Here is an 11,001-nt window from a genome sequence, read left to right as displayed (position 1 = left end):
GTGGGGGGGTCTGTGTCTGTGTAACACCCCCCGCCGGGTGGTTTGTTTGTTGTCGATCGACTCCTGGACGGTCCGGGCGGCCAGGAAGGGCTCCGGGCTGATCGCTGCCTCGCCCTGGGCGAGGATCTCGGGGCGCAGCTCGGGCGAGTGGGCCCGTACGGCCTCGCGGTAGACGTCCAACGCGGCCAGGGCCATGGGGCTGTCGACGTAGACGGGGACGTGGCGGGGCAGGGTGCCGTCGCCGCGCAGGGTGGCGAGTTCGTGCAGGACGACCTCGGTGCGGTCGATCGCGAAGGCCGGGATGACCACGGTCCCGCCCCGGGACAGCGCGCGGGTGATCACCGAGGCGAACTCCCGGCGGGCGCTCTCGTGGTCGTGGCGGCGGTTGCCGTACGTCGACTCCATCAGCAGGACGTCGGCTCCCGAGAACGGCTCGGGCGGCAGCAGGAGCGGGTGGCCGGGGCGGCCGAGGTCGCCGCTGACGGCGAGGGTGTGGCCGTCCTCCAGGGTCAGGCGGGCCCAGGCGGAGCCGAGGATGTGCCCGCCGTGGTGCAGCATCAGTTTCGTGCCGGCCATGATCTCGATCTCGCTTCCCACCGGTACCGGGTCGAAGTACTCGACCGTGTGGTCGACGTCGTCATCGTCGTAGAGCGGCTTGGCGGGCCGGTGCTTGGACCAGCCGTGCTGGTTGGCGTGCTCGGCCGCCTCCATCTGGAGGCGGGCGCTGTCGCGCAGCACGATCTCGGCGAGACGGGCGGTGGTCGCGCTGGTGAGGATGGGTCCGCGGAAGCCGTGCCGGACCAGTCGTGGCAGGTATCCGCAGTGGTCCAGGTGGGCGTGGGTGACGACGACGGCGTGGATGTCGGAGGCGTCGCAGGGCAGCTTGGCCCAGTTGCGGCGCCGTAGGTCCGCGACACCCTGGAAGAGTCCGCAGTCGACGAGGATCCGCGCGTGGTCGCTCTCGACCAGGAACTTGCTGCCGGTGACCGTCCGTACTCCGCCGAGGAACCTCAGCAGGGCCGGGCGGGCGGTGGCAGGGGACGGGGCTGACTGGGACATGGCAGCAGCACTCCTTTCGGAACGGATGCCGCTCTCCACCCTCGCACCGCAGCGCCCCGTCCGCCGGGGACCGACCGGTCCCGGGTAGGGGCCGACCGGCCCAAGCGAGAGGGAGGGAGGCAGGCACAGCCTGGCGGTGACCCCTTCCCGCACACACAGAGAGAGAAGGCCGCGCCATGAAGGCACTCGTCTTCCACGGGCCCGGACAGACCTCCTGGCAGGACGTCCCGGACCCCTCGGTCAAGGACGCCGCCGACGCGATCGTCCGGGTCGACGCCGTCACGATCTGCGGCACCGACCTGCACATCATCAAGGGAGACGTCCCCGAGGTGACGCCGGGCCGCATCCTGGGCCATGAGGCCGTCGGGACCGTCGTCGAGACCGGCGGCGACGTGCGCAGCGTCCGCCCCGGCGACCGCGTCCTGATCTCCTGCATCTCCGCCTGCGGCCGCTGCCGCTTCTGCCGCGAAGGGCGCTACGGCCAGTGCAGTGGAGGAGGTGGCTGGGTTCTGGGGCACACGATCGACGGCACCCAGGCCGAATACGTCCGCGTCCCCTTCGCCGACCTCTCCGTCCACCCGCTGCCCAGCGCCCTGGCCGGCCACGACGCCGTACTGCTCGCCGACATCTTCCCCACCGCCTACGAGGTCGGCGTGCTCAACGGGAACGTGCGCCCCGGCGACACCGTCGTCGTGGTCGGCGCGGGACCCATCGGCCTGGCCGCCATCGCCACCGCACAGCTCTACAGCCCGGGGCGGATCATCGCCGTCGACCTCGCGGCCTCCCGGCTCGCCGCCGCGCGCGATCTCGGCGCCGATGCCACCGCGAGCGCGGAGGAAGAGCCCGAGCGGCTGGTGGAGGACCTCACCGACGGGCTCGGCGCGGACGCGGTCATCGAGGCCGTCGGCGTACCCGAGACCTTCGAGATGTGCACCCGCATGGTCCGCCCCGGCGGGCGGGTCGCCAACATCGGCGTCCACGGCAAGCCCGCCGTCCTCCACCTCGAAGACCTGTGGATCAAGGACGTCACCATCACCACGGGCCTCGTCGACACCCACTCCACCCCCATGCTGCTGCGCATGATGGCCGCGGGCCGCCTGCCCGGTGCCGCTATGGTCACCCACCGCTTCGAGCTGGACCGGATGGAAGAGGCGTACGACGTCTTCTCCCGCGCCGGCGAAACCGGCGCCCTCAAGGTCGTGCTCGGCGGACCGCAGCACGACACGGTCGCCGTACCGACCCAGGAGCAGTGAGTGCCGTGGAGAGCATGCCGAACACCCGTCCGCAGCAGTCCGACGAGATGACCCGAGGCACCGACCTGGGCCGCCGCCTGGCGGCCCGCCGCGAGGCCCTCGGTCTGAGCCGCGACGAACTGGGCCGGCGGTGCGGCGCCGACGGGACGTACATCGCCTACCTGGAGGAGCACGCCGCCAGTCCCGCCATCGGCACCCTCGTACGGGTGGCCGATGCCCTGGGCCTCACCGTGGACGACCTGACCGGAGCCAGTGCCCACCGCGTCGCCGGCCGGTCCACCGCCCGGCGCGACAGCGCGCTCGTACCGCTCGACGAGACCGAATGCCGGCGGCTGCTGAACACGCACGGCGTGGGCCGCATCGCCATCTTCACGCCCGAGGGACCTGCGGTCCTCCCCGTCAACTACCTGATCGCAGGTCCCGACGTCGCCTTCCGCACCTCCGCGGATGCCGTCACCGCCAGAGCCGCCGGAACCGAGGCCGCCTTCGAGATCGACAACATCGACGACGTGACCGCCACCGGTTGGAGCGTGCTGGCCGTGGGCGAACTGGCGGCCGTCACCGACCCGGACGAGATCCACCACCTCACCACCACGGCCCGCTCCCAGCCCTGGGCCGGCGGCCCGCGCAGCCACTGGATGAAGCTCACCCCGGCTCGGATCACCGGCCGTCGCGTGGTGCACGCATGATGAACGGCCTGCGCGCGGTCGTCTTCGACACCGGCGGACTGCCCGCCCCACTTCCGCCCCGGCCGGCACGGCATCAGCGTTCCCTCATCCCCCCTGGGCCCGGTGCCCCTGGTCCTGCCCGGAGACCGGCACTAACGCATTTGCGCAGGTCAAGAATGGTGGTTCCGCCTCCCCAAGGGCTGACACGGCAGCCACACCCTGCTCGCGTGGCGGGGCGTTCGCGATGCGCACACTGTGGATGTATCAGCCGTCGGAAGGATGAACGGAATGGACAGGCAGCAGGAGGCTCCGCGGATCGTGGTGGGCGTCGACGGATCGCCCTCATCGCAGGCCGCGCTGCGCTGGGCGGTCCGGTACGCAGGACTGGTGAGCGGGCGCGTGGAGGCCGTCGCGGCGTGGGACCTGCCCGGTGCCGGGTCGTGGTCGGCTCCGGCGGTGGACACCACGTTCGACGAGGAGGAGGCCGAGCGCCGGCTGGTCGAGGAGGTGCGCACGGTTCTCGGTGAGGACGGTGCCTCCTCGGTGCACCAGCGCCTGGTGCGCGGCAATCCGGTCGACGTCCTGGTGGACGCGGCAGACGGTGCGGACATGCTGGTCGTGGGCAGCCGTGGTCGAGGCGGCTTCAGTCGGGCCCTGCTCGGTTCGGTGAGCCATCAGACGGCGCTCCACGCGCCGTGTCCGATCACCATCGTCCGGGCGGATGCAGACGTCGCAGGCTGATGGGCCCTTCGGATCCGGAACCGGCCGAGGCTCCCGAACCGACCAGAAGGCCGACCGCCGCCGGCCTGCGGGTGCCGCCCGGTTGCGCCACGACCGCCGACGCCCACGAGGAACTGCCCGACCTCGAACACGACGGAGCGGGCATCCGCGGAGGACCGGGCCCGGCGGGTTCCGACCGACGCTGAAGCGGACGGCGTCACCGGCGACCTGGCGATCGTGCGGGCGCGGCCCGGGAGCGTGCGGTCCCGCCGACGCACCACGACCTTGCAGCGCCGTGGGTCTGACCGCCGCCCCGGGCGAGGCCTTCGTCGAGGGCGTCGCGGCGGGCGAGTCCATGGGATCGGGGCCCGCTTGCCGCATGGACACGTCCGTGGACCTGCAACGTTTCCAGGCCGGAGCCGTGTTCGTCACCTCGATCACCGACCCGGACTGGCAACCGCATGCAGCGTGCCGCGGCCGTCGTCACCGACCACGGCGGCCACACCCTCCAGGCCGTGAGCCGGGGGCGTCGACCGCGCCTCCGGAGCCCTCGCCCATGTCTTCGAAGAGGCCGATCCGGCCTGCGCCGCCTTCCTCGACCGGGCCGGGATCGCCCCGACCTTCGTCGCCCCCGACGGAATCGCCGCCGTCACGCAGCACGTCGCCGTCGCGAGGAGAGCCGCTACGGGGAGGACCGAATGGCCCCCGCCGGGATCCGTCCGGCCCAAGCGGACCGGCCGTCGGCCGCGTGACAGTGGCATCAGCCCCGCACCACGGAACCAAGGAGCGCCCGCCATGACCACCAAGCGAGTCCTGGTCGCCTACGGCACCAAGCACGGCGCCACCGCAGGCATCGCCGAACAGATCGGCAAGACCCTGCGCGAAGACGGTCTCGACGCCGTCGTGCTGCCCGCCGACGATGTCCACGACGTGCGCGCCTACGACGCCGTCGTCCTCGGCGGCTCCCTCTACGCCGGCCACTGGAACAGCAAGGCCAGGCACTGCGCAGAACGCAACGCCGACTCCCTCCGGCACCGCCCCGTGTGGATGTTCAGCAGCGGCCCGCTCGACCGCTCGGCCGAGGAACACGACATCCCCCCGGTCTCCGCCGTCGCCCGTGAGATGCAGATGATCGGAGCACGCGAGCACATGACCTTCGGCGGCAGCATCACGGCCCACACCCCGGGATTCCTCGCCAAGGCCATGACCCGCCAGGGCAAGGGCGGGGACTTCCGCAACCCCGAGCGGATCCAGAACTGGGCCCACCACATCAGCGCCGAGCTCGCCGCCTGAAGGGACGGCCCCGCCCGGCAGGCACCAGCACGGAGGCGTGCCATGCACCACCGGACGAAAGGGACGGGGGCCAACCCGCTCCGGCGGGATGCCGACCGCACCCGGACCCGTATGCGTGCCGCCTTCGCGCTGACCTGCCTGCTGGCGGTCATCGCCGGTCTCGCCCTCGGGCGGGCCGCCTGGACGGACGGCCACCGCACCGCCGAGAACATCGCGCGCCACCGGCACACCGTGACGGCCACGACGGTCGGCGAGACCACCTACAGAGCCGGAGACCAGCCCAGCAGCCGGCCGGTCACCGTGGCGACCACGACGTGGCACTACCCTCCGCAGCGCCCGCACACCGAAACCATTCCCGTTCCGGCAGGAACCCGGCACGGGGACACGGTCCGCCTGTGGGTCGACGGAAACGGCAGTGCGGCCGCCGCGCCACCCGGCCGAGCCGAGATCGCTCTGAACGCAGTGGGCATCGGCACCGGAGCGCTGGCCGGGACCGTGCTCGTCGGCGGCGCCCTCGTCGCCGTGCGCCTGCGGATCGTGGACGCGCGCAGCGCACGGTCCTGGGAATCCGAGTGGGAGGGCATCGAGCCCCTCTGGTCAGGCCGCCTGCGCCCCGGACAGGGAGCCGGCGATGACTGAGACCGCCGCCGCCCCGGACCACGCGCGACAGCGCGCCGGATCCCCTCGGACCCCTTCCCCTCCTCCGCCGCGAGCTGCACACCGGCCCCCTGGGCCGGTCGACCCGGGAGGCAGCACGCCGCCCGGCCGTCCACGGCCCGAACGAGGTCCGCCGCCGCACGCACACGAGCATCCTGAGGGAACTGCTCCACCCACTGGCCCTGCTGCTGTGATGGCTCGTTTCGGCTTTCCCGCCGCTGGTCTGGGCGAGCGACGAGCTCCGGCGCCGGGCCCGGCACCGGCACCACCGCCACTCCTGAAGCGCCCGGAGGCACACCATGTCGCACACGAGCGAATGGAAGACCCATCTCTACCTCTTTGAGGAAGAGCACATGACCAAGGCCCGCGTCGAACTCGACACCGGCACCACGCGTCTCACGGGCCACGGCACCGCACGCTGCAACCCGACGGACAAGGACGTGCCCGAGATCGGCGACGAACTCGCGGCCGCCCGGGCCCTGGAGAACCTGGCGGAACAGCTCAAGCACACCGCCTACGGCGACATGGCGGCAGCCGGGGCCGCACCGCAGCGCGCTCCCCTCACGGCCTACGACCTTGGATGAGCGGGCGGGCGGGTCTCCGGCAGCGGGCTCGGACCGGACCCTCGGGTCCGCTCCGGCCGAGCGGGGGACGTGATCGGGTACTCGGGCTGGACCCGATCGCCGATCACCGCCGGGTGGCCCCGCATTTGGGGTACCTGTCCGCGCTGCGAAGGCGAGGGGAAGCCGCCGGACTGACGGGCTTCCCCTCCCGCGCAGCCGACCGGAGCGTCGGTCGATCCCGTCGGCCGCGGTCGGCGGAAGGCTCAGAACGGCCAGGACCAGTCCGCGATCTCCGGCAGGTCGGTGCCGTGCTCGCGGATCCAGTCGTGGTGGCGGATGCGCTGGTCGGCCATGGCCTGGCGCAGTCCCTCGGCGCGGCCGGCCAGGCCCGGGACGCGGTCGATGACGTCCATGACGAGCCGGTAGCGGTCCATGTCGTTGCGCACGACCATGTCGAAGGGCGTGGTCGTCGTACCGGACTCCTTGTACCCGCGGACGTGCAGGTTCGGGTGGCCGGTGCGACGGTAGGCGAGGCGGTGGAGCAGCCACGGGTAGCCGTGGTACGCGAAGATCACCGGCTTGTCGGTGGTGAAGAGGGCGTCGTACTCGGTGCCGGTCATTCCGTGCGGATGTTCCTCGTGGGGCATCAGGCGGGCGATGTCCACGACGTTGACGACCCGGACGGCCAACGACGGAAGGTGCTCGCGCAGGAGGGCCGTGGCGGCGAGGACCTCCATGGTGGGTACGTCGCCGGCGCAGGCGAGGACGACATCCGGTTCGCGGGAGCCGTGGTCGGTTCCCGCCCACTCCCAGATGCCGGCGCCCCGCGTGACGTGGACGCGGGCCTCGTCGGCGGACAGCCAGTCGAAGGAGGGCTGCTTCCCGGCGACGATCACGTTGACCTGGTCGCGGCTGCGCAGGGCGTGATCGGCCACGGCGAGGAGGGTGTTCGCGTCCGGCGGCAGGTAGACCCGTACGACCTCGGGGCTCTTGTTGAGGACGTGGTCGACGAACCCGGGGTCCTGGTGCGAGAAGCCGTTGTTGTCCTGGCGCCAGACGTGCGAGGTGAGCAGGTAGTTGAGGGAGGCGATGGGCGCACGCCACGGCAGGTCGCGCGAGGCCTTCAGCCACTTGATGTGCTGGCCGGCCATGGAGTCGACGATGTGGGCGAAGGCCTCGTAGGTGGAGAAGAGTCCGTGGCGGCCGGTGAGGAGGTATCCCTCCAGCCAGCCCTGGCAGACGTGTTCCGAAAGGATCTCCATGACGCGGCCGTCCCGGGACAGGTCCCTGTCCGTGGCCTCCGTCCGCCCCTGCCAGGCTTTGCCGGAGACGTCGTACAGGTCGTCCAGCCGATTCGAGGCGGTCTCGTCCGGACCGACCACCCGGAAGTCCCGTCGTCCGGCGGTGTCGCGCATGATCTGGGTGAGGAAGCGCCCCAGGACCCGGGTCGGTTCGTGGAGGCCGGAGCCCGGCTTGTCGACGGGGACGGCGTACGCACCGAGGGCGGGCAGGGGGAGGGGCCGCAGCAGCCGGCCGCCGTTCGCGTACGGGACGGCCCCCAGACGGCGCTCGCCCCGAGGAATGCACGCGAGCACCTGCCCGGACGGTTGCCCCTCGGCGTCGAAGAGCTCCTCCGGCCGGTACGAGCGCATCCAGGACTCCAGCTGCTTCAGGTGCGCGGGGTTCTCCCGCACTCCTGCGAGCGGGACCTGGTGCGCACGCCAGGTGCCCTCGACCGGGTCGCCGTCGACGGTGGCGGGGCCGGTCCAGCCCTTGGGCGTGCGCAGCACGATCACCGGCCAACGTGCGTACTCCCGGCCCGGATCGGTGCCCGCCGTCCGGGCCTCGCGCTGGATGGCGGCGATGCGGTCCAGCGCCTCGTCCAGCGCGCGCGCCATGGCCCGGTGCACCGGGGCCGGGTCGCTGCCGGTCACGTACAGCGGGTCGTGGCCGTATCCGCGCAGCAGCGAGTCGAGCTCGGCCTGGGGGATCCGGGACAGCACCGTCGGATTGGCGATCTTGTAGCCGTTCAGGTGCAGGATCGGCAGGACCGCGCCGTCGTGGACCGGGTCGAGGAACTTGTTGGAGTGCCAGGAGGCGGCCAGCGGCCCCGTTTCGGCCTCACCGTCCCCGATGACGCAGGCGACCAGCAGGTCGGGGTGGTCGAAGGCGGCTCCGTAGGCGTGGGCGAGGGAGTACCCGAGCTCTCCGCCTTCATGGACCGAGCCGGGCGTCTCCGGAGCCACGTGGCTCGGCACGCCGCCGGGGAAGGAGAACTGCCGGAACAGTGCGCCCATGCCGGCCGCGTCCCGCGTGATGTCCGGGTAGGTCTCGGTGTACGTGCCCTCCAGCCAGGAGTTGGCGAGGACGGCCGGCCCGCCGTGGCCCGGACCCCAGACGCACAGGGCGTCCAGCGAGCGGTCCTTGATCACGCGGTTCAGGTGGGTGTGGACGAGGTTCAGGCCGGGTGAAGTGCCCCAGTGGCCGAGCAGCCTCGGCTTGATGTGCTCCGGCCGTAGCGGCTCGGTGAGCAGGGGGTTGTCCATGAGGTAGATCTGGCCGGCTGCCAGATAGTTGGCGGCGCGCCAGTGCGCGTCGAGCTCCGAGATGGGGTACGAGGTCATGCCCGCTCCTGAGTGCGACGGTCCGGGACGTTCGTCTACTGAGCCGATGCCTCCACCCTGCCCTCCCCGGATGGGCGCCGCGAGGGGAGGACCGGCCCTGGGCGAGGGACCGTCGGCCCCTGTGTGCCACGGCGCCAGGCCTGGAGGGTGAGGTCGGCGGTGCGGGTCCCCCCGGCCGACGCCGCTCCCCGCCGGCCGACACCAGATGCTCCGGCATCAGTACGGAGGAGGCCGAGGGCGAGCTCACGCACCGGTACCCGGGACCGGACCTCACCGCGGACGTGCTCTCCGATGCGCCCGTCCCGGCACTGCTGCACGCCGCCACGGGGGCGGAGGCGCTGGTCATCGGCGCTCGCGGGCACGGAGCGCCGGTCGGTTGCCTGCCGGGCTCCTACGGTCGGCAGGTGATCGCCGCCGCGGAGTGCCCCGTCGTGTCCGTACGCTCCGCGCACGGCAGGCAGGCCGCCGTGCCGCAGGAGGACGAGGCCGTCGTCGGGCAGCAGGGCGGCGATGTGGATCGCCGACCGGTCCGGTGGCCTGTCCTGTGGCGGTGGTCCCGCATTCCTGAAGCGGACCGGGCAGGCGGGAGGGCCGGGCACGCGACGGCCGGGCGTGCCCGGCGGCCGGTCGTTCGACGGCCGGCGCGGCGACCGCGGTGGGCGTCCGGAGTGTCTACTCCCGGATTTCCAGCACCTCGGTCAACGGGCGGCGGGGCGTGTCGGGGCCCGCGGGACCGTAGCCGAACCGGAAGACCATCTGCACGTGTCCCATGGCGGCGACCGGGTCGCGGGCCGCCCAGCGCAGCTCCGGCCATTCCAGGGGGGGGGACGTCATCGACGTGGCAAGGCCGTCGGCAGTGGCCTGGAGGAGTACGCGCTCCATTGCCTGGCCGGCCCGCAGCCAGTCGGCTCGCGTGTCCCTCTCGGTGCTGAGCAGGGCCAGCTGTGGCCGCTTCTCGAACACGGCCCAGCCGCGATCCGGTATCGGGTTGGCCCAGCCGAAGTCGCGCACGGGGGCGGGGCCGCCGGAGGCCTTCGGTCCGAATGCGGGGGCCGGGATGCCGTCGCGACGCGTGCCCGGAGCGTTCTGTGTGGGGGAGGTCCAGGCCGTGGTCTCCGCCCGGGCGAGCGGATCGATCTCCTCGCGGTGTTCGGCGTCCCGTACCAGCCCGAGCACGGTGTCGATGTGCCAGGTGTCCGGGACGGTCAGCCGGCAGCCCTCCAAGCGGGCCGCGGCCCACAGGGCGTCCAGCAGCGCGGTCGGCACCGGCTCTTCGCTGAAGGGGTACCGGCTGGTGTGCCGGCGCCGGACGGCGTCGTACAGGGGGGCCAGATCGCGGTCCGTGTCCGCGGTCTCGTCGATGGCCACCGTGGCGAGCAGCCACGGTTCGGCGTCGTCGGGCAGGAACTGCACGCGGACCGGGAGGCCGATCCCGGCTGCGGACACGCGCAGGTTGAACAGTGCCGCGGCGCAGCCGAGGTGGAGGCTGCGGTGGTCCGGGTCGGTTCGGGTCATGGCGCGGTCCGGATCCCCGTACAGGGCGAGTGCACCGCTTCCGGCATGGAACACGAACTTCCACGGCTGGGCATTGTGCATGGAGGGGGCGGTCACGGCGTCGTCGATGAGCCGGATGACGGTGTCGGGGTCGAAGTGTGGTGCGGTCACGGGAGTGTTCCTGTCTGTGCGGCCTCAGTCGTGGGCCACGACGGCGACCGGCGAGGTGGAGTGGTGCATCACCGCATGGGTGACGGGGCCGGTGCGGGCGCCGGGTGCCGGACGGTGGTTCCGCCGACCGGCCACGACGTGCCGGTCGCGGGGTGTCGCCGGGCCGGTGGACCCGACGAGGAATCCTGCGACGGCGCCGAGTCCACGAGAGCCGGGGACGAGCAGGTCCGCACCGGCGGCGGACGAGGCCCGGTCGGCAGCGGTGCAGGTGAGTCCGTTGTCGACGCCGACGACCCCCACCACGCGCTGGCACGGACGCACCACCACCGGCCGCACGCCGGTCCGCGGCCCCGTGCCGCTGCGCGTCCCCCGCCCCCCCACCCCCCCCCCGCGGCGGGGGTCCCGGACCCCTGGGCGCCCCCGCACCGGCCCCGGCCCGGTGGGGCGCCGGCCGCCGGCCCGTCCGCCCCGCCCGCCCCCCCCCCGCCCGGCCCGGACG

The 11,001-nt window shown here is 72.8% G+C and carries 11 protein-coding genes and 1 pseudogene; 8 read left to right on the top strand and 4 right to left on the bottom strand.

The features are described from left to right. Positions 1-1,059, bottom strand: a 1,059-nt coding sequence (locus ACFXA3_RS21490; protein WP_385188944.1) for an MBL fold metallo-hydrolase, incomplete at its 3' end; no start/stop codon positions are given. Positions 1,060-1,235: 176 nt separating this feature from the next. Here ACFXA3_RS21490 and ACFXA3_RS21485 point away from each other — a divergent pair. The 7 genes from ACFXA3_RS21485 (at position 1,236) to ACFXA3_RS21455 (ending at position 6,234) form a co-directional block, all read left to right on the top strand. After that, positions 1,236-2,312: a zinc-dependent alcohol dehydrogenase family protein gene (locus ACFXA3_RS21485; RefSeq protein WP_385188942.1), complete on the top strand. Its 1,077-nt coding sequence runs from the start codon at positions 1,236-1,238 to the stop codon at positions 2,310-2,312. A 14-nt stretch (positions 2,313-2,326) separates the two neighbouring features. Continuing rightward, the gene (locus ACFXA3_RS21480; RefSeq protein ID WP_385188948.1) at positions 2,327-3,001 is read left to right on the top strand and encodes a helix-turn-helix domain-containing protein; all 675 of its coding nucleotides are present in this window, start codon (positions 2,327-2,329) and stop codon (positions 2,999-3,001) included. A gap of 267 nt (positions 3,002-3,268) precedes the next feature. Continuing rightward, a complete protein-coding gene (locus ACFXA3_RS21475) occupies positions 3,269-3,721 on the top strand; it encodes a universal stress protein (RefSeq protein WP_385188941.1) in 453 nt (150 codons plus the stop codon). A 774-nt stretch (positions 3,722-4,495) separates the two neighbouring features. Next, a complete protein-coding gene (locus ACFXA3_RS21470) occupies positions 4,496-4,993 on the top strand; it encodes a flavodoxin domain-containing protein (RefSeq protein ID WP_385188939.1) in 498 nt (165 codons plus the stop codon). A 111-nt stretch (positions 4,994-5,104) separates the two neighbouring features. Further along, positions 5,105-5,632, top strand: a complete 528-nt coding sequence (locus ACFXA3_RS21465) for a hypothetical protein (protein ID WP_385188937.1) — start codon at positions 5,105-5,107, stop codon at positions 5,630-5,632. Beyond that, a complete protein-coding gene (locus tag ACFXA3_RS21460; RefSeq protein ID WP_385188946.1) occupies positions 5,629-5,844 on the top strand; it encodes a cation-transporting P-type ATPase in 216 nt (71 codons plus the stop codon). Before ACFXA3_RS21465 ends, ACFXA3_RS21460 begins: the two co-directional genes overlap by 4 nt. Positions 5,845-5,949: 105 nt before the next feature. After that, entirely contained in the window at positions 5,950-6,234 is a 285-nt protein-coding gene (locus ACFXA3_RS21455; protein WP_385188936.1) for a DUF1876 domain-containing protein, read from the top strand. A 242-nt stretch (positions 6,235-6,476) separates the two neighbouring features. Here the strand turns inward: ACFXA3_RS21455 and ACFXA3_RS21450 are convergent, their stop codons facing one another. Beyond that, on the bottom strand, positions 6,477-8,837 hold the full coding sequence (locus ACFXA3_RS21450) for a phosphoketolase (RefSeq protein ID WP_385188934.1): 2,361 nt from the start codon (positions 8,835-8,837) through the stop codon (positions 6,477-6,479). 281 nt (positions 8,838-9,118) lie between these two features. Between ACFXA3_RS21450 and ACFXA3_RS21445 the strand changes: the two are divergent. Further along, positions 9,119-9,220 (top strand): annotated as a pseudogene (locus ACFXA3_RS21445) (universal stress protein); the annotation flags it as partial. A 289-nt stretch (positions 9,221-9,509) separates the two neighbouring features. Here the strand turns inward: ACFXA3_RS21445 and ACFXA3_RS21440 are convergent. Then, entirely contained in the window at positions 9,510-10,502 is a 993-nt protein-coding gene (locus ACFXA3_RS21440) for an Acg family FMN-binding oxidoreductase (RefSeq protein ID WP_385188932.1), read from the bottom strand. A 24-nt stretch (positions 10,503-10,526) separates the two neighbouring features. Then, positions 10,527-10,829, bottom strand: a complete 303-nt coding sequence (locus ACFXA3_RS21435) for a hypothetical protein (RefSeq protein ID WP_385188931.1) — start codon at positions 10,827-10,829, stop codon at positions 10,527-10,529. Positions 10,830-11,001: the final 172 nt, after the last annotated feature.

Origin of the sequence: Streptomyces sp. NPDC059456, assembly GCF_042750055.1 — a bacterium.
In the GTDB taxonomy this organism is placed as follows: Bacteria; Actinomycetota; Actinomycetes; order Streptomycetales; family Streptomycetaceae; genus Streptomyces.
The sequence above is the reverse complement of the archived record's forward strand: the minus strand, read 5'-3'. Positions and strand labels throughout refer to the sequence as shown.

Bases quoted from the DNA above. Each gene is read 5' to 3' on its own strand.
- ACFXA3_RS21485 (WP_385188942.1), top strand. From the start codon at position 1,236: ATGAAGGCACTCGTCTTCCACGGGCCCGGACAGACCTCCTGGCAGGAC.
- ACFXA3_RS21480 (WP_385188948.1), top strand. From the start codon at position 2,327: ATGCCGAACACCCGTCCGCAGCAGTCCGACGAGATGACCCGAGGCACC.
- ACFXA3_RS21475 (WP_385188941.1), top strand. From the start codon at position 3,269: ATGGACAGGCAGCAGGAGGCTCCGCGGATCGTGGTGGGCGTCGACGGA.
- ACFXA3_RS21470 (WP_385188939.1), top strand. From the start codon at position 4,496: ATGACCACCAAGCGAGTCCTGGTCGCCTACGGCACCAAGCACGGCGCC.
- ACFXA3_RS21465 (WP_385188937.1), top strand. From the start codon at position 5,105: ATGCGTGCCGCCTTCGCGCTGACCTGCCTGCTGGCGGTCATCGCCGGT.
- ACFXA3_RS21455 (WP_385188936.1), top strand. From the start codon at position 5,950: ATGTCGCACACGAGCGAATGGAAGACCCATCTCTACCTCTTTGAGGAA.
- ACFXA3_RS21450 (WP_385188934.1), bottom strand. From the start codon at position 8,837: ATGACCTCGTACCCCATCTCGGAGCTCGACGCGCACTGGCGCGCCGCC.